This window comes from Pontibaca methylaminivorans, from assembly GCF_900156525.1.
GTDB classification, from domain to species: Bacteria; Pseudomonadota; Alphaproteobacteria; order Rhodobacterales; family Rhodobacteraceae; genus Pontibaca; species Pontibaca methylaminivorans.
Window position 1 is genome coordinate 1,091,283 of the sequence record NZ_FTPS01000001.1, and the last position, 14,582, is coordinate 1,105,864.

26 protein-coding genes are annotated in these 14,582 nt (G+C 64.6%); all 26 read right to left on the reverse strand.

The window, feature by feature from the left end; translation table 11 throughout:
* Positions 1–88: 88 nt before the first annotated feature.
* Positions 89–1,105: a DNA-directed RNA polymerase subunit alpha gene (locus tag B0B01_RS05325; RefSeq protein ID WP_076650072.1), complete on the reverse strand. Its 1,017-nt coding sequence runs from the start codon at positions 1,103–1,105 to the stop codon at positions 89–91.
* A 110-nt stretch (positions 1,106–1,215) separates the two neighbouring features.
* Positions 1,216–1,605, reverse strand: coding sequence for a 30S ribosomal protein S11 (gene rpsK / locus B0B01_RS05330; protein ID WP_076648404.1), 390 nt, complete (start codon positions 1,603–1,605; stop codon positions 1,216–1,218).
* A 12-nt stretch (positions 1,606–1,617) separates the two neighbouring features.
* Positions 1,618–1,986, reverse strand: a complete 369-nt coding sequence (gene rpsM, locus B0B01_RS05335; RefSeq protein WP_076648406.1) for a 30S ribosomal protein S13 — start codon at positions 1,984–1,986, stop codon at positions 1,618–1,620.
* A gap of 229 nt (positions 1,987–2,215) precedes the next feature.
* Positions 2,216–3,586 carry a preprotein translocase subunit SecY gene (gene secY / locus B0B01_RS05340; RefSeq protein WP_076648408.1) on the reverse strand — a complete coding sequence of 457 codons (1,371 nt, stop codon included), beginning with the start codon at positions 3,584–3,586 and terminating at the stop codon, positions 2,216–2,218.
* Between the two features lie 103 nt (positions 3,587–3,689).
* On the reverse strand, positions 3,690–4,178 hold the full coding sequence (gene rplO / locus B0B01_RS05345) for a 50S ribosomal protein L15 (protein ID WP_076648410.1): 489 nt from the start codon (positions 4,176–4,178) through the stop codon (positions 3,690–3,692).
* A 180-nt stretch (positions 4,179–4,358) separates the two neighbouring features.
* Positions 4,359–4,799 (reverse strand): GFA family protein, encoded by a 441-nt coding sequence (locus tag B0B01_RS05350; RefSeq protein ID WP_076648412.1) that lies wholly within the window; start codon positions 4,797–4,799, stop codon positions 4,359–4,361.
* A 128-nt stretch (positions 4,800–4,927) separates the two neighbouring features.
* A complete protein-coding gene (locus tag B0B01_RS05355) occupies positions 4,928–5,614 on the reverse strand; it encodes a hypothetical protein (protein ID WP_076648414.1) in 687 nt (228 codons plus the stop codon).
* Between the two features lie 75 nt (positions 5,615–5,689).
* Positions 5,690–5,878: a 50S ribosomal protein L30 gene (gene rpmD / locus B0B01_RS05360; RefSeq protein ID WP_076648416.1), complete on the reverse strand. Its 189-nt coding sequence runs from the start codon at positions 5,876–5,878 to the stop codon at positions 5,690–5,692.
* Positions 5,879–5,883: 5 nt separating this feature from the next.
* Complete coding sequence (gene rpsE, locus B0B01_RS05365) at positions 5,884–6,462, reverse strand: 30S ribosomal protein S5 (RefSeq protein ID WP_076648418.1); 579 nt, start codon at positions 6,460–6,462, stop codon at positions 5,884–5,886.
* A gap of 10 nt (positions 6,463–6,472) precedes the next feature.
* Positions 6,473–6,832 (reverse strand): 50S ribosomal protein L18, encoded by a 360-nt coding sequence (gene rplR / locus B0B01_RS05370; protein WP_076648420.1) that lies wholly within the window; start codon positions 6,830–6,832, stop codon positions 6,473–6,475.
* 14 nt (positions 6,833–6,846) lie between these two features.
* Positions 6,847–7,380: a 50S ribosomal protein L6 gene (rplF, locus tag B0B01_RS05375; protein ID WP_076648422.1), complete on the reverse strand. Its 534-nt coding sequence runs from the start codon at positions 7,378–7,380 to the stop codon at positions 6,847–6,849.
* Between the two features lie 10 nt (positions 7,381–7,390).
* Positions 7,391–7,783 carry a 30S ribosomal protein S8 gene (rpsH, locus tag B0B01_RS05380; RefSeq protein ID WP_076648424.1) on the reverse strand — a complete coding sequence of 131 codons (393 nt, stop codon included), beginning with the start codon at positions 7,781–7,783 and terminating at the stop codon, positions 7,391–7,393.
* Positions 7,784–7,796: 13 nt separating this feature from the next.
* Entirely contained in the window at positions 7,797–8,102 is a 306-nt protein-coding gene (gene rpsN / locus B0B01_RS05385) for a 30S ribosomal protein S14 (protein WP_076648426.1), read from the reverse strand.
* Between the two features lie 17 nt (positions 8,103–8,119).
* The gene (gene rplE / locus B0B01_RS05390; RefSeq protein ID WP_076648428.1) at positions 8,120–8,683 is read right to left on the reverse strand and encodes a 50S ribosomal protein L5; all 564 of its coding nucleotides are present in this window, start codon (positions 8,681–8,683) and stop codon (positions 8,120–8,122) included.
* Positions 8,676–8,987, reverse strand: a complete 312-nt coding sequence (gene rplX, locus B0B01_RS05395; RefSeq protein ID WP_076648430.1) for a 50S ribosomal protein L24 — start codon at positions 8,985–8,987, stop codon at positions 8,676–8,678. Before rplX ends, rplE begins: the two co-directional genes overlap by 8 nt.
* A gap of 1 nt (position 8,988) precedes the next feature.
* Positions 8,989–9,357 (reverse strand): 50S ribosomal protein L14, encoded by a 369-nt coding sequence (rplN, locus tag B0B01_RS05400; protein ID WP_076648432.1) that lies wholly within the window; start codon positions 9,355–9,357, stop codon positions 8,989–8,991.
* Between the two features lie 79 nt (positions 9,358–9,436).
* Positions 9,437–9,667, reverse strand: coding sequence for a 30S ribosomal protein S17 (gene rpsQ, locus B0B01_RS05405; protein ID WP_076648434.1), 231 nt, complete (start codon positions 9,665–9,667; stop codon positions 9,437–9,439).
* Between the two features lie 13 nt (positions 9,668–9,680).
* A complete protein-coding gene (gene rpmC, locus B0B01_RS05410) occupies positions 9,681–9,884 on the reverse strand; it encodes a 50S ribosomal protein L29 (protein ID WP_076650073.1) in 204 nt (67 codons plus the stop codon).
* Between the two features lie 118 nt (positions 9,885–10,002).
* Positions 10,003–10,416, reverse strand: a complete 414-nt coding sequence (gene rplP, locus B0B01_RS05415; protein WP_076648436.1) for a 50S ribosomal protein L16 — start codon at positions 10,414–10,416, stop codon at positions 10,003–10,005.
* Between the two features lie 12 nt (positions 10,417–10,428).
* The gene (gene rpsC, locus B0B01_RS05420; RefSeq protein ID WP_076648438.1) at positions 10,429–11,139 is read right to left on the reverse strand and encodes a 30S ribosomal protein S3; all 711 of its coding nucleotides are present in this window, start codon (positions 11,137–11,139) and stop codon (positions 10,429–10,431) included.
* Positions 11,139–11,519: a 50S ribosomal protein L22 gene (rplV, locus tag B0B01_RS05425; protein ID WP_076648440.1), complete on the reverse strand. Its 381-nt coding sequence runs from the start codon at positions 11,517–11,519 to the stop codon at positions 11,139–11,141. Before rplV ends, rpsC begins: the two co-directional genes overlap by 1 nt.
* Positions 11,520–11,522: 3 nt before the next feature.
* Positions 11,523–11,801, reverse strand: coding sequence for a 30S ribosomal protein S19 (gene rpsS, locus B0B01_RS05430; RefSeq protein WP_076648442.1), 279 nt, complete (start codon positions 11,799–11,801; stop codon positions 11,523–11,525).
* 2 nt (positions 11,802–11,803) lie between these two features.
* Entirely contained in the window at positions 11,804–12,646 is an 843-nt protein-coding gene (rplB, locus tag B0B01_RS05435; RefSeq protein ID WP_076648444.1) for a 50S ribosomal protein L2, read from the reverse strand.
* Positions 12,647–12,785: 139 nt separating this feature from the next.
* The gene (locus tag B0B01_RS05440) at positions 12,786–13,082 is read right to left on the reverse strand and encodes a 50S ribosomal protein L23 (protein WP_076648446.1); all 297 of its coding nucleotides are present in this window, start codon (positions 13,080–13,082) and stop codon (positions 12,786–12,788) included.
* On the reverse strand, positions 13,079–13,696 hold the full coding sequence (gene rplD / locus B0B01_RS05445; protein ID WP_076648448.1) for a 50S ribosomal protein L4: 618 nt from the start codon (positions 13,694–13,696) through the stop codon (positions 13,079–13,081). The genes B0B01_RS05440 and rplD overlap by 4 nt, the downstream gene beginning before the upstream one ends.
* Positions 13,693–14,565 carry a 50S ribosomal protein L3 gene (rplC, locus tag B0B01_RS05450; RefSeq protein ID WP_076648450.1) on the reverse strand — a complete coding sequence of 291 codons (873 nt, stop codon included), beginning with the start codon at positions 14,563–14,565 and terminating at the stop codon, positions 13,693–13,695. The genes rplD and rplC overlap by 4 nt, the downstream gene beginning before the upstream one ends.
* Positions 14,566–14,582: the final 17 nt, after the last annotated feature.

Here is a 14,582-nt window from a genome sequence, read left to right on the forward strand (position 1 = left end):
GCGGCCGATGCGCGCCGGCCGCTCTCCTTGGGGCAGATGCCCGGTTGTTCCCCGGATCAGCCGGGCATTGTTTCCAGGAATGCGCTGTTCAGAACGCATCCTCGAATTTCTTGGCCAGTTCCTCGATATTCTCGGGCGGCCAGTCCTCGACCTCCATGCCGAGGTGCAGCCCCATGCTCGAAAGCACTTCCTTGATCTCGTTCAGCGACTTGCGGCCAAAGTTCGGCGTGCGCAGCATTTCGGCGTCGGTCTTCTGGATCAGATCGCCGATATAGACGATGTTGTCGTTCTTGAGGCAGTTGGCCGAGCGCACCGAAAGTTCAAGCTCGTCCACCTTCTTGAGCAGCAGCGGGTTGAATTCGAGCCCGTCGTCCTCTTCCTGGCGCGTGGCGCTTTCCGGCTCCTCGAAGTTGACGAAGATGCTCAGCTGATCCTGCAGGATGCGCGCGGCAAAGGCCACGGCATCGTCGGGCTTGATCGAGCCGTCGGTCTCGACCTTGAGCGTGAGCCGGTCGTAATCCAGCACCTGCCCTTCGCGGGTCGGCTGCACGTCATAGCTGACCTTGCGGACCGGCGAAAAGATGGCGTCGATCGGGATAAGGCCGATCGGCGCATCCTCGGTGCGGTTGTTTTCGGCGGCGACATAGCCCTTGCCGCTGGTCACGGTCAGTTCCATGAACAGTTCGGCGCCGTCATCAAGGTGGCAGATCACGTGTTCGCGGTTCAGGATCTCGATGCCGTTGCTTTCGCTGATGTCGCCCGCGGTCACGACGGCCGGTCCCTTGGCGCTGATCGAAAGGCGCTTGGGCCCCTCGACTTCCATGCGCAGCGCCACTTCCTTCAGGTTCAGGATGATGTCGGTGACATCCTCGCGGACCCCGGCGACGCTCGAGAATTCGTGCAGCACGTTGTCGATCTGCACGGCGGTGATGGCCGCACCCTGCAGGCTGCTCATGAGCACGCGGCGCAGCGCGTTGCCAAGCGTAAGGCCGAAGCCGCGCTCCAGCGGTTCGGCCACCAGCGTCGCCTGACGGGCCGGATCTCCGCCCGGCCGCAGGTCGAGCTTGTTCGGCTTGATGAGTTCGGCCCAGTTCTTGTGGATCATGTATCCCTCCATACCTGCCCGTATCCCATGTCCAGGAAGATGCGGACGCCCGAGGTTTCAGATGGCGGGGCCCCGCCGCACGGCGCGGCCCCTGGCAAGAATGGCCGTCCTCAGACGCGGCGGCGTTTGGGCGGCCGGCAGCCGTTATGGGCGATCGGGGTCACATCGCGGATCGAGGTGATGTTGAAACCGACCGCCGCCAGCGCGCGCAGCGCCGATTCGCGCCCGGAACCCGGCCCCTGCACCTCGACCTCGATGGTCTTGACGCCATGTTCCTGCGCCTTGCGCCCGGCATCCTCGGCCGCCATCTGCGCGGCGAAGGGGGTCGATTTGCGCGATCCCTTGAATCCCATGGTGCCCGCCGAGGACCAGGAAATCGCATTCCCCTGCACGTCGGAAATCAGGATGGTCGTATTGTTGAACGAAGAGTTCACATGCGCCACGCCGGCGGCGATGTTCTTGCGTTCGCGGCGTTTCGTGCGTGTCTTGTCGCGTGCCATTGTCCGCCCCCCTTATTTCTTCTTGCCGGCGATGGGCTTTGCGGGCCCCTTGCGCGTGCGTGCGTTGGTATGGGTGCGCTGCCCACGAACCGGGAGGTTGCGGCGATGGCGCAGACCGCGGTAGCAGCCGAGATCCATGAGACGCTTGATATTGATCTGGGTTTCGCGGCGCAGATCGCCCTCGACGGTGAAATTCGCGTCGATATGTTCGCGGATCTGCAGGACTTCGCTGTCGCTCAACTCGTTGATGCGGCGAGCCGGGTCGATGCCCACGGCCTCGCAGATGGCTTCGGCGCTCGCGCGGCCGATCCCGGTGATATAGGTGAGGGCGATGGGAACCCGCTTGGCTGTCGGGATGTTTACGCCGGCAATACGTGCCACGTGTCGCTTTCCTTTCGTTGCGGGTCCGTAATGCCAGACCCTTTTTTCACAACGCCGGTGCAGGGAAGCCCCGCGATCCGGCCACGCTTTGGATGAGGTGATCCGGCCGCGCGCAGGGCGCCGCCAATGATTCCCGCCGAGATAGCGCTAGCTATGGGGAACTGTCAAGGCCGTCAACCCCCGGCAGACAGTCCGGGCGACAGCGCGGCAGAGCGGCGTCAATGCCGCGCTACCGGCGTGTCGGGCTGCGGCGCTGCCGTTTCTTGTCGCCCCCGCGTCCGCGCAACTGGGACCGTTCGATCAGCCCCTCATACTGATGCGCAAGCAGGTGGCTCTGGGCCTGCTGGATCGTATCCATGGTGACGCTCACCACGATCAGCAGCGAGGTGCCGCCGAAATAGAAGGGTATCGCGAACTGGTCGCGCAGGATTTCCGGCATCACGCAGACTGCGGCCAGATAGGCCGAGCCGAGCACAAGCACCCGGTTCACCACATATTCCAGATACTCGGCCGTCTTCTTTCCGGGGCGGATGCCCGGCACGAAACCGTTCTGGCGCTTGAGGTTGTCGGCCACGTCGTTCGGCTTGAACGAGACGTTGAACGTGTAGAAATAGGTGAAGAACACGATCATCGCCACGAAGAACAGCAGATAGAGCGGCTGCCCCGGCCCGAAGAAGGCCAGCAGCCAGGACATGACCGGCCCGGTTGCCGCACCCGAGGAAAAGGTCGAGATCGTCGTCGGCAGCAACAGCAGCGACGAGGCAAAGATCGGCGGGATCACCCCCGACGGGTTGATCTTGACCGGAAGGTGCGACGATCCGCCGTCATACATCTTCATGCCGACCTGCCGGCGCGGATACTGGATATGGATCTTGCGCAGCGCACGCTCCATGAAGACGACGAAAGTGATGATGGCAAAGACGCCAAGGATCACGCCGACAATGATTGCGGGGCTGATCGCGCCCGACCGGCCCGACGCAAGGAACTGCGCCAGCGCCGCCGGAATCTCGGCAATGATGCCGACGAAGATGATCAGCGAGATACCATTGCCGATGCCGCGCTGGGTGATCTGTTCGCCCAGCCACATCAGGAACATGGTGCCGCCGACCAGGGTGATCATGGTGGACAGGCGGAAGAACATGCCCGGATCGGTCGCCAGATCACCGGCCTCGAGGCTGACCGCGAGCCCGTAGGCCTGCGCGGTCGCGAGCGCGACGGTGCCATAGCGGGTATATTGCGTGATCTTCTTCTGGCCCTGCTCGCCTTCCTTCTTGAGCTGCTCCAGCATCGGAACCATGGAGGTAAGCAGCTGCACGATGATCGCGGCCGAGATATAGGGCATGATGCCGAGCGCAAAGACGCCCATCCGCCCCAAGGCTCCGCCGGTGAACATTGACACCATGCCGCCGATGCCCTGCCCGGCCCCTTCCATGAACTCGCGCAGGGCCGCGCCGTCGATTCCCGGCACGGGAATGAAGGTGCCGATCCGATAGACGATCAGAAGACCCAGCGTGAACAGGATGCGGTTGCGCAGGTCGGTGGCCTTGCCGAGCGCCGCCCAGCTGGTGTTGGCGGCCATCTGCTCTACTGCTGATACCATGAGGCGCTTTCTCGAAGAAGGTCGCCCGCGACCCGGTTTCCGGCGCGGGCGATTTCGGTGAGTTGCAGACTATGTAGGCGACGCGGGCGTCGCTCACAAGCCATTATTCGGACGTATCGGCCGCCGCTGCCGCCGCTGCCGCCACCTTGAGCGAACCGCCGGCTTTCTCGACCTCGGCAATCGCGGCTTTCGAAGCCCCGGTGACCTCAAGGCTCAGCTTTGCCGAAAAATCGCCCTTGGCCAGAACCCGGACGCCATCCAGCCGGCGCCGCACCGCGCCGCTTGCCACCAGCGCATCCTCGGTCACGGGCGCGCCCGAATCGATCTTGCCGGCATCGACGAATTTCTGGATCGTGCCCAGATTGATCACCGCATAGCTCTTGCGGTTCGGCTTGTTGAAGCCGCGCTTGGGCAGACGCTGATAGATCGGCATCTGGCCGCCTTCAAAGCCCTTGATCGCCACGCCCGAACGGGATTTCTGGCCCTTGATGCCGCGCCCGCCGGTCTTGCCGAGGCCCGACCCGGCACCGCGGCCGACGCGCTTCTTGGTCCGGCTCGCTCCGGGATTGTCGCGCAGTTCGTTCAGTTTCATGTCGCTTCTCCTCTGCCGGATGCGGCCCCCAAGCGACGGGAGCGGCCGAACGCGGCGTTACATGTCTTCGTCAGTCATCGGCGGGCAGGGTGCCGCGCCGCTTGCCATGTATCGCCGGCAGCGATCCTTGGCAAGCGGTTGCAGCGGCCTGTTCGCGCCGAAAACGGAGCCACCGTGCTGCTACGCGGGCTCCGGCCAGACGAAATCGGGTTTCAGACCGTCATAGACCGGCAGTCCGTCGTCGGGCTTCGGATAGCCTTTGGTTTCGTCCCAGAAGGCGTGATAGGTGACCTTCGGGAAATTCGCGTCGTCAAACCCCATCAGATTGGGCACCTCCACCCGGATCCGGCGCTGTTTGTCGTCGACCATCAGGGGCGAGCCGCACTCGGCACAGACGCAGAGCTCAAGTGGCCCGTCGGGATTGTCCTTGTTATAGGGCATCCTCTTCATGCGGTCGGAATGGTCCACCGTCACATCCGCATATCTGAAAAAGGCACAATGGGTCGATTGCTGACCCGTCACGTCCTTGCACACGTTGCAGTGACATTCATGATTGTCATAAGGCTCGGCATCGGCGGACACTTTCACATGTTCGCAACCTCCAACATACTTTGCAGCCATGGTGTTTCCTCCGTGGTTCGCGCCGGCCTTCGGGGCCGCGCCCCGCACCGGCAGGCCTGGCCTGATTACCACGAAATCGTTGGCGGACAAAGACCGGATGAGGATTCCCGCCCCGCCACCGGGCGGCGTCACTCGACCGGCGGCTCCGCCGGCGGGGGTGCGCCCGATTCCGCGCCTTCCGGCGCCGTCACGAAACCGACGAGCCCCACGGTCCGGTTCGGCCCCCACTTGCGATATTTCAGCATGCCGTTCACGATATAAAGATCGCGAATGTCATAACGGCCCCAGGCCTGATCGTCCGCATCGCGGATGCGGATATAACCGGCCTTCGCTCCCGGTCGACCGGCGGAATAGACGAAATAATCCTCGTCCGCGTATTGCGCCATGTCGGCCATGATCGCATCGACGCGGTCGTAATCGGTTATGCGCTCGTCGACGAGGAAATAACATGCGCCTTCGAGCGCGCCGATCCCGACCGCGGCCGCGGCGGCGGCGGTAACGGTCGCCGGCGCGGCGATGATCGCGCCCACCGTGCTGAGCACGCCGCTGCCGCCGATGATGCTGACGGCGCCGGCCGCGGCCGAGCCCGCCGCGGTCGAACTGAGCAATGACGATCCGGTGACGGCATGGGTCAGGGTATAGACGCCGGCTTCGCCCATGCTGCGGCCGGCCCCGGACAGCGCGGCCCTGCCGCCATCCGAAATGGCAGTCCCGGCGCCGCTCAGAAATGTGCTTGGGCGGTATTGGCAGGCGCCTGCATGGGCGGCCCCGGCCATGACCGCCAGGCTGGCGGCGATCAGCAACGCGTGGCGCATCAGCCTATCCAATGCAAACGCATCAATGTTGCCCCCCCGCAAGGCGGGAAGGCAGTCTCATTCGCACGGCAGGCGTCAGCCGCGCTCCTCGACGATCTCGACGAGATGCGGGATCGCGTTGATCATGCCGCGCACGCTGGGCGTGTCTTCCAGCTCGCGCGTGCGGTTCATCTTGTTCAGTCCGAGCCCGATCAGCGTCTGGCGCTGCTTGGCGGGGCGGCGGATCGGCGAGGCGATCTGCCGGACGACGATGGTCTTGGCCATGGGTCTCAAGCCTCCTCGGCAACCTGATCGGAACTCTGCGCCGATTCATCGCGCCGGGGCAGGATGTCGGCGACCTTCTTGCCGCGGCGCTGCGCCACGGAACGCGGCGACGCCTCGAGCCGGAGCCCGTTCATGGTGGCGCGGATCATGTTATAGGGGTTCTGCGTGCCGATCGACTTGCTGACCACATCCTTGACGCCCAGCATCTCGAACACGGCCCGCATGGGACCGCCGGCGATGATGCCGGTCCCTTCGGGCGCGGTGCGCATGATGATCCGGCCGGCGCCATGACGGCCTTCCATGTCGTGATGCAGGGTGCGGCCCTCGCGCAGCGGCACGCGGATCATGCTGTGGCGCGCGGCTTCGGTCGCCTTGCGGATCGCCTCGGGCACTTCCTTGGCCTTGCCCTTGCCGAAGCCGACGCGGCCCTTCTGGTCACCGACCACCACGAGCGCCGCAAAGCCGAAACGCTTGCCGCCCTTCACGGTCTTGCTCACCCGGTTGATCGCGACGAGGCGATCGGCGAATTCCGGGGTCTCGTCGCGGTCGCGGCGCCCTCCCCGGCGGTTGTCTTCTCTTGCCATGTCGCTCTCCTCAGATCTTCAGGCCGCCGTCACGCGCGGCATCGACCAGCGCCTTGACCCGCCCGTGAAACAGAAAGCCGCCCCGATCGAAATAGGCCTCGTCGACACCGGCCGACCTGGCCCGTTCGGCGATGGCGCTGCCGACCTTGGCAGCGGCCTCGACGTTGTTCTTGCCCACGACGCCGAGCGCCTTTTCCAGCGTCGAGGCCGACGCCAGCGTCACGCCCTTCACATCGTCGATCAGCTGCACGCTGATGTTCTTGCCGGAGCGGTGCACGCTCAGGCGCGGACGCCCGGCATTCACCTTGCGAAGCTTGTTCCGAACGCGCAGACGGCGTTTGAGGAACATGGTTCTCGTGCTTTGTGCCATTGCCTTTTGCGTCCTTACTTCTTCTTGCCTTCCTTGCGGAAGACGAACTCACCCTTGTAGCGGATGCCCTTGCCCTTGTAGGGCTCGGGGCGGCGCCACGCGCGGATATTCGCGGCCACCTGGCCGACCCGCTGCTGATCGATTCCCTCCACCGCGATCTCGGTCTGCTTCGGTGCGACGATGGTCACATCCTCGGGCGCGTCAAAATTGACGTCATGGCTGAAGCCGACGTTCATCTTGAGCGTATTGCCCTGCATCTGCACACGATAGCCGACCCCCTCGACCTCAAGCTCGCGCTTGAAGCCGGTGGTGACGCCGGTGACGAGGTTGGCGATCATCGAGCGGCTCATGCCCCACTGCTGACGCGCGCGCTTGGACTTGCCGCGCGGCGTCACGGTGATCGCGTTGTCCTCGACCGTGATGGTCACATCGTCGGTCGCGTTGAAGCTGCGGGTGCCCTTGGGCCCCTTGACCTCGACGGTCTGGCCCGAGACGGAAGCGGTGACACCGCTCGGCAGCTCGACCGGTTTCTTGCCAATTCGAGACATCGGGCCCTCCTCAGAACACGGTGCAAAGAACCTCGCCGCCAACATTCTGGCTGCGGGCATTTGCATCCGACATCACCCCTTTCGAGGTGGAGATGATCGAAACGCCAAGACCCTGGCGCACGCTGGGGAGATCCTTGACGTTCATGTAGACGCGGCGGCCCGGCTTGCTGATGCGCTTCAGCTCGCGGATCACCGGGGTGCCGTCGAAATATTTCAGGCTGATTTCCAGCGCCGGGTGCCCATCGCTCCCGGTCATGGATTCATAGCCGCGGATATAGCCCTCGTCGGCCAGCACATCCAGCACCCAGGCGCGCAGCTTGGACGCCGGCGTGATCACGGTGGACTTGCCGCGCATCTGGGCGTTGCGGATGCGGGTGAGCATGTCTGCGATCGGATCGTTCATGACAGTCCCTCCCTTACCAGCTCGATTTCACGAGGCCGGGGATCATCCCGGCCGACCCGAGATCGCGCAGCGCGATCCGCGACACCTTGAGCTTGCGGTAATAGCCGTGCGGGCGTCCGCTCAGTTCGCAGCGATTGTGCAGCCGCACGGGCGAGCTGTTGCGCGGCAGCTTGGCAAGCTCGAGCCGCGCCTTGAAGCGCTCTTCCATGGGGCGGGTTTCGTCATTCGCGATCTCTTTCAGCGCGGCGCGCTTGGCGGCATACCTGCGCACCAGTGCCTGACGCTTCTTTTCGCGTTCGATCATAGATTTCTTGGCCATGGTGTTCCTCTCCGCGCTCAGGCTCTGAAGGGCATGTTGAAATGCTTCAACAGCGCCAGGGCTTCGGCGTCGGTCTGCGCCGTGGTGGCGATCACGATATCCATCCCCCAGGTTTCATCGACCTTGTCGAAGTCGATCTCGGGGAACACGATGTGTTCCTTGAGGCCCATGGCGAAATTGCCCCGGCCGTCAAAGGACCTGGCCGAAAGGCCACGGAAATCGCGCACTCGCGGCAGGGCGATGGTGACGAGACGATCAAGGAATTCGTACATGCGGCTGCCACGCAGCGTCACCTTGGCGCCAAGCGGCATTTCCTCGCGCACGCGGAAACCGGCGATCGACTTGCGGGCGCGGGTGATGACGGCGCGCTGACCGGCGATCAGGCTCAGGTCGTCCTGCGCCGATTTCGCCTTCTTGCTGTCGCGCACCGCCTCGGCGCCGCAGCCGATGTTCAGCACGATCTTGTCGAGCCGCGGGATCTGCATGTCGTTCCGGTAGCCGAACTCTTCCTTGAGCGCGGGCTTGATGCGCTCCTGGAATTCGGCCTTGAGGCGCGGGGTGTAGGTTGCGGAATCAAGCATCGATCACGTCCCCCGTGGTCTTGGCATAACGCACCTTGCGCTCGCCCTCGACGCGGAACCCGACGCGGGTCGGCTTGCCGTTCGCGTCGAGCAGCGCGAGATTGCTGAGGTCGATCGGCATCGACTTCGGGATCCGGCCGCCGGGGTTGGTCTGGCTCTGGCGGGTGTGGCGGATGACGGTGTTCACACCCTCGACCACGGCCTTGCCGGCTTTGGGGTCGACCGACGCGATGGTGCCTTCCTTGCCGCGGTCGCGACCGGTCAGCACGATCACCTTGTCACCCTTGCGGAGTTTCGCAGCCATGTCACAGCACCTCCGGGGCCAGCGAGATGATCTTCATGAAGTTCTTGGCCCGCAGCTCGCGCACGACGGGGCCGAAGATCCGCGTTCCGATCGGCTCGTTGTTGTTGTTGAGGATGACCGCCGCGTTGCGGTCGAAGCGGATCGCGGAGCCGTCCTCGCGGCGCACTTCCTTGGCGGTGCGCACGACGACGGCCTTGCGGACATCGCCCTTCTTGACGCGCCCGCGCGGAATCGCTTCCTTGACCGAGACGACGATGATGTCGCCTACCGAGGCGTATCTCCGCTTGGAGCCGCCCAGAATCTTGATGCACTGAACACGGCGCGCGCCGCTGTTGTCAGCAACATCCAGATTGGTCTGCATCTGGATCATTGGGTCTCTCCCGACCTTTGGGGCAGCGCATCAGCGGCTGCGCCCCAGGGTTTCGCTCGAGCCGGAAAGTGGTGTCGGCCTAAGCCTCCAGCACCTCCCAGCGCTTGGTTTTCGATCGCGGCGCACATTCGATGATGCGCACGATGTCGCCGATCTTGTATTTGTCGGCCTCGTCATGGGCGCGATACTTCTTCGACTTGCGGATGGTCTTGTCCATCAGCGGGTGCTTGAAGCGGCGCTCGACCAGAACGGTCACGGTCTGCTTGTTCTTGTCCGAAGTCACGGTGCCTTGAAGAATACGTCTGGGCATCTTTCGGCCTCCGTCACTCTGCGGCCGCTTGCGCGGCCTTCTGGTTGAGAATGGTCTTGATCCGCGCAATGTCGCGGCGCGCGCTGCGGATGCGCGCGGGGTTCTCGAGCTGCCCCGTGGCCTGCTGGAAGCGCAGGTTGAAGTTTTCCTTCTTGAGGCGGATCAACTCGTCACGAAGCTGATCGGGCGTCTTGTCACGCAGTTCGCCGGCGTTCATCGCCATGGTCCTTTCCACATCACCAGCGGGCCCGCTCTTGCCGAGCGGTCACCCCGAATCTGGTGGAGATCACATCATCCGCTGCCCATACGCCGCATCGCGCGGCAAGGCAAGCAGCTTACCAGTCCTCGCGCACCACCACGCGGGACTTGAGCGGCAGTTTCATCGCAGCCAGCCGCAGCGCCTCGCGCGCGATGTCTTCTTCGACACCGTCAAGCTCGAACATGATGCGGCCCGGGTGGACGCGGCAGGCCCAGAAATCGACCGAGCCCTTGCCCTTGCCCATCCGCACCTCGGCCGGCTTGCCCGAGACCGGCACATCCGGGAAGATCCGGATCCAGATCCGGCCCTGCCGTTTCATGTGGCGGGTCATGGCGCGGCGCGCGGCCTCGATCTGGCGCGCGGTCACCCGCTCGGGCTGAAGCGCCTTCAGCCCGTAGGTGCCGAAGTTCAGGTCGCTGCCGCCCTTGGCCTCGCCATGAATGCGGCCCTTGTGCTGCTTGCGGAACTTGGTTCGTTTCGGTTGAAGCATCTTTCCGTCTCCTTACCGGCGGGGGCCGCCGGCGCCACGGGGCGCGGGGCCGTCCTGAAGCTCCTGCGCCCGGCGATCGCGCGCGGACGGGTCATGCTCCATGATCTCGCCCTTGAAGATCCAGGTCTTGATCCCGATGATCCCGTAGGCGGTTTCGGCCTCGACATGAGCATAGTCGATGTCGGCGCGCAGCGTGTGCAGCGGCACCCGGCCCTCGCGATACCATTCGGTGCGGGCGATCTCGACACCGCCGAGGCGGCCGGCGAGGTTGACCCGGATACCGAGCGCACCCATGCGCATGGCGTTCTGCACCGCACGTTTCATCGCCCGGCGGAACGACACCCGCCGCTCGAGTTGCTGCGCAATCGATTCACCGACCAGCTGCGCATCAAGCTCGGGCTTGCGCACCTCGACGATGTTGAGGTGCAGCTCGCTGTCGGTCATGTTGGCGATCTTCTTGCGAAGCGCCTCGATATCCGCGCCCTTGCGGCCGATGATGACCCCGGGACGGGCGGTGTGGATCGTGACGCGGCACTTCTTGTGCGGACGCTCGATGATGATGCGCGAGACGCCGGCCTGCTTGCATTCCTTGCGGATGAATTCGCGGATCTTCACGTCCTCGAGCAGCAGATCGCCGAAATCCTTGGTGTCGGCATACCAGCGGCTGTCCCAGGTGCGGTTCACCTGAAGGCGCATCCCGATCGGATTGACCTTGTTTCCCATCAGACTTGCTCCTCGACTTGGCGAACCTTGATCGTCAGCTCGGAAAACGGCTTGGTGATCCGGCCGAACCGCCCACGCGCCCGCGGGCGGCCGCGCTTGAGCGTGAGGTTCTTGCCGACCCAGGCCTCGGCCACGATCAGCTCGTCCACGTCCAGATTGTGATTGTTCTCGGCATTGGCAATCGCGGACTGGAGGCACTTGCGCACGTCACCCGCGATCCGCTTGTTCGAGAAGGTCAGATCGTTCAGGGCGCGCTCGACCTTCTTGCCGCGGATCATCGCCGCAACCAGGTTGAGCTTCTGCGGGCTGACGCGCAGCATGCGCAGCTTTGCCATCGCCTCGTTATCGGCAACGCGGCGGGGGTTCTTTTCCTTGCTCATGGCTTACCTCCGCTTCGCCTTCTTGTCGGCGGCATGGCCGTAATAGGTCCGCGTCGGCGAATATTCACCGAACTTCTGGCCTATCATGTCCTCGCTGACCGACACGGGCACGTGCTTCTTGCCGTTGTAGACACCAAAGGTGAGGCCGACGAACTGCGGCAGGATGGTGCAGCGCCGCGACCAGATCTTGATCACTTCGCTGCGGCCGGATTCGCGGGCTGCCTCGGCTTTTTTCAGCACATAGGCATCGACGAACGGACCTTTCCAGACGGAACGTGCCATGGTCAGCGCCCCTTCTTCCGGGCGTGCCGTGCTCGCAGGATGAGCTTGCCGGACGCCTTGTTGCGGTTGCGGGTGCGGGCACCCTTGGTCGGCTTGCCCCAGGGGGTCACCGGATGGCGCCCGCCCGAGGTCCGGCCCTCACCACCACCGTGGGGGTGATCGACCGGGTTCATGGCGACGCCGCGCACCGAGGGGCGAATCCCCTTGTGGCGCATCCGGCCCGCCTTGCCGAAGTTCTGGTTCGAGTTGTCGGGGTTCGAGACCGCGCCGACCGTGGCCATGCATTCCTGGCGCACGAGGCGAAGTTCGCCGCTGCTGAGCCGGATCTGCGCATAGCCGCCGTCGCGGCCGACGAACTGCGCATAGGTGCCGGCGGCACGCGCGATCTGGCCGCCCTTGCCGGGCTTCAGCTCGATGTTGTGAACGATGGTCCCGATCGGCATGCCGGAAAACGGCATCGCGTTCCCGGGCTTGATATCGACCTTCGCCCCCGCAATCACCCGGTCGCCCACGGCAAGACGCTGGGGTGCGAGGATATAGGCGAGTTCGCCATCGTCATAGCGCAGCAGCGCGATGAAGGCGGTGCGGTTCGGGTCATATTCCAGCCGTTCGACAACGGCGCCGACATCGGTTTTCCGGCGTTTGAAATCGACCACGCGATAAAGACGCTTGGTGCCGCCGCCAATGCGGCGCATCGTGATCCGTCCGGTGTTGTTGCGGCCGCCGTTCCGGGTCAACCCTTCGGTGAGGGTCTTTTCGGGACGGCCTTTCCACAGTTCCGAACGGTCGATCAGAACCAGCCCACGCTGGCCCGGCGTCGTCGGCTTGTACGACTTGAGTGCCATGCTTTCTGTCTTCCGTCAGCAGATGCGAGGCCCGGCGGCCTCGCGAGAGTTCCGGCGGGTTGCCCCGCTCTGAATATCGGGCCGCGAATGGCCCGGATGGCTTTGCAACCCCGAGGGTCGCGCGCGATGACCGTGCCTATTAAAAGCCGGTCGTCACGTCAATCGTGTTTCCCTCTTCGAGGGTGACATAGGCCTTTTTCACGTCCTTGCGGCGGCCCTGCTGGCCCCGGAACCGCTTGACCTTGCCCTTGGTGATCGTGGTGTTCACGGCCTTCACCTTGACGTCAAAGACCGATTCCACCGCGTCGCGGATCGTCGCCTTGTTGCTGTCGATCGCGACCTCGAAGACGACGGTGTTCGCCTCGCTGGCCATGGTGGCCTTCTCGGTGATCACCGGCTTGCGGATCACGTCGTAATGTTCGGGCTTCGCGCTCATTTCAGCCGTGCCTCCAGTGCTTCCAGCCCCGCCTTCGTGAGCACCAGGGTGTCACGGCGCAGGATGTCGTAAACATTCGCACCCGCCGAGGGCAGAATGTCGAGCCCCTCGATATTGCGTGCGGCGCGGGCGAATCCCTCGTGGACCTCGGTTCCGTCGATGATCAGCGCCCGCTTCCAGCCGAGCTTGGCCACCTGCTTTGCCAGCGCACCGGTCTTGCCATCGGATTCCGCCGCCTCGATCACCACGATCTCGCCGGCCTTCGCCTTGGCGCTCAGCGCATGAAGCAGGCCGAGCCGGCGGAACTTCTTGGGCAGGTCATGGGCGTGGCTGCGCGGGGTCGGGCCGGCATAGACGCCACCGCTGCGGAAGATCGGCGCCGAGCGGGCGCCGTGGCGGGCGCCGCCGGTGCCTTTCTGGCGATAGATCTTGCGGGTCGAATAGCTGACCTCGGAGCGGGTCTTGACCTTGTGCGTGCCGGCCTGGGCGCGGGCGCGCTGCCAGCGCACGACGCGGTGCAGGATGTCGGCCCGGGGCTCGAGCCCGAACAGAGCGGCGTCGAGCTCGATATCGCCGACCTTGTCACCGTCCAGTCTGATGACGTCGAGTTTCATTCTTCGCCTTCCTTCTTCTCGGCGCCGGCATCACCGTCTCCGGCCTGCTCGGCGGCGATCTCGGCCTCGGCCTCCTTGAGCGCCTCTGCCTCGGCAGCGGCCTGCTCCTCGGCAAGACGCTGTGCTTCGGCTTCCGCCTCGGCTGCGGCGGCGGCCGCGGCCTCCTCGGCTGCCTTCGCGGCGGCCTCGGCGTCGGATCTCAGCGCCGCGGGCAGAACGGCCCCCTCGGGGAACGGTTTCTTCACCGCATCGCGGATCGTCACCCAGCCGCCTTTCGATCCGGGCACCGCGCCCTTGACCATGATCAGGCCGCGCTCGGAATCGGTGCGCACCACCTCGAGGTTCTGGGTCGTGACCCGCACCGCGCCCATGTGACCCGCCATCTTCTTGCCCTTGAACACCTTGCCGGGGTTCTGGCACTGGCCGGTCGAGCCGTGCGAGCGGTGCGAGATCGACACGCCGTGCGTGGCGTGCAGCCCGCCGAAATTGTGCCGCTTCATCGCACCGGCAAAGCCCTTGCCGATGGTGGTGCCGGCGACATCCACATATTGCCCCGCGAAATAGTGATCCGCGGTGATTTCCTCACCGACCTTGATCAGGTTCTCGGGATCGACGCGGAATTCGGCGATCTTGCGGCGCGGTTCCACGTTGGCGGCGGCGAAATGGCCGCGCATGGCCTTGCTGACCCGCTTCACGCGGGCGGTGCCGGCACCAAGCTGGACCGCGGTGTAGCCGTCCCGCTCCGCCGTGCGCTGAGCCACCACATGCAGCCCGTCAAGCTGCAGCACGGTCACCGGGATCTGCTTGCCGTCCTCAAGGAACAGCCGGGTCATGCCGACTTTTTTTGCGATAACGCCAGAGCGCAACATCTGTCTGCTCTCCTCGC

What these genes read in the sequence shown, in the direction of transcription:
- B0B01_RS05325 (WP_076650072.1), bottom strand. Translation starts at nt 1,105, where the DNA reads ATGATCCACAAGAACTGGGCCGAACTCATCAAGCCGAACAAGCTCGAC.
- rpsK (WP_076648404.1), bottom strand. Translation starts at nt 1,605, where the DNA reads ATGGCACGCGACAAGACACGCACGAAACGCCGCGAACGCAAGAACATC.
- secY (WP_076648408.1), bottom strand. Translation starts at nt 3,586, where the DNA reads ATGGTATCAGCAGTAGAGCAGATGGCCGCCAACACCAGCTGGGCGGCG.
- rplO (WP_076648410.1), bottom strand. Translation starts at nt 4,178, where the DNA reads ATGAAACTGAACGAACTGCGCGACAATCCCGGAGCGAGCCGGACCAAG.
- B0B01_RS05350 (WP_076648412.1), bottom strand. Translation starts at nt 4,799, where the DNA reads ATGGCTGCAAAGTATGTTGGAGGTTGCGAACATGTGAAAGTGTCCGCC.
- B0B01_RS05355 (WP_076648414.1), bottom strand. Translation starts at nt 5,614, where the DNA reads ATGCGCCACGCGTTGCTGATCGCCGCCAGCCTGGCGGTCATGGCCGGG.
- rpmD (WP_076648416.1), bottom strand. Translation starts at nt 5,878, where the DNA reads ATGGCCAAGACCATCGTCGTCCGGCAGATCGCCTCGCCGATCCGCCGC.
- rpsE (WP_076648418.1), bottom strand. Translation starts at nt 6,462, where the DNA reads ATGGCAAGAGAAGACAACCGCCGGGGAGGGCGCCGCGACCGCGACGAG.
- rplR (WP_076648420.1), bottom strand. Translation starts at nt 6,832, where the DNA reads ATGGCACAAAGCACGAGAACCATGTTCCTCAAACGCCGTCTGCGCGTT.
- rplF (WP_076648422.1), bottom strand. Translation starts at nt 7,380, where the DNA reads ATGTCTCGAATTGGCAAGAAACCGGTCGAGCTGCCGAGCGGTGTCACC.
- rpsH (WP_076648424.1), bottom strand. Translation starts at nt 7,783, where the DNA reads ATGAACGATCCGATCGCAGACATGCTCACCCGCATCCGCAACGCCCAG.
- rpsN (WP_076648426.1), bottom strand. Translation starts at nt 8,102, where the DNA reads ATGGCCAAGAAATCTATGATCGAACGCGAAAAGAAGCGTCAGGCACTG.
- rplE (WP_076648428.1), bottom strand. Translation starts at nt 8,683, where the DNA reads ATGCTTGATTCCGCAACCTACACCCCGCGCCTCAAGGCCGAATTCCAG.
- rplX (WP_076648430.1), bottom strand. Translation starts at nt 8,987, where the DNA reads ATGGCTGCGAAACTCCGCAAGGGTGACAAGGTGATCGTGCTGACCGGT.
- rplN (WP_076648432.1), bottom strand. Translation starts at nt 9,357, where the DNA reads ATGATCCAGATGCAGACCAATCTGGATGTTGCTGACAACAGCGGCGCG.
- rpsQ (WP_076648434.1), bottom strand. Translation starts at nt 9,667, where the DNA reads ATGCCCAGACGTATTCTTCAAGGCACCGTGACTTCGGACAAGAACAAG.
- rpmC (WP_076650073.1), bottom strand. Translation starts at nt 9,884, where the DNA reads ATGAACGCCGGCGAACTGCGTGACAAGACGCCCGATCAGCTTCGTGAC.
- rplP (WP_076648436.1), bottom strand. Translation starts at nt 10,416, where the DNA reads ATGCTTCAACCGAAACGAACCAAGTTCCGCAAGCAGCACAAGGGCCGC.
- rpsC (WP_076648438.1), bottom strand. Translation starts at nt 11,139, where the DNA reads ATGGGAAACAAGGTCAATCCGATCGGGATGCGCCTTCAGGTGAACCGC.
- rplV (WP_076648440.1), bottom strand. Translation starts at nt 11,519, where the DNA reads ATGAGCAAGGAAAAGAACCCCCGCCGCGTTGCCGATAACGAGGCGATG.
- rpsS (WP_076648442.1), bottom strand. Translation starts at nt 11,801, where the DNA reads ATGGCACGTTCCGTCTGGAAAGGTCCGTTCGTCGATGCCTATGTGCTG.
- rplB (WP_076648444.1), bottom strand. Translation starts at nt 12,646, where the DNA reads ATGGCACTCAAGTCGTACAAGCCGACGACGCCGGGCCAGCGTGGGCTG.
- B0B01_RS05440 (WP_076648446.1), bottom strand. Translation starts at nt 13,082, where the DNA reads ATGAGCGCGAAGCCCGAACATTACGACGTGATCCGCAAGCCGGTGATC.
- rplD (WP_076648448.1), bottom strand. Translation starts at nt 13,696, where the DNA reads ATGAAACTCGACGTCATCAGACTGGACGGTGACAAGGTCGGCGATATC.
- rplC (WP_076648450.1), bottom strand. Translation starts at nt 14,565, where the DNA reads ATGTTGCGCTCTGGCGTTATCGCAAAAAAAGTCGGCATGACCCGGCTG.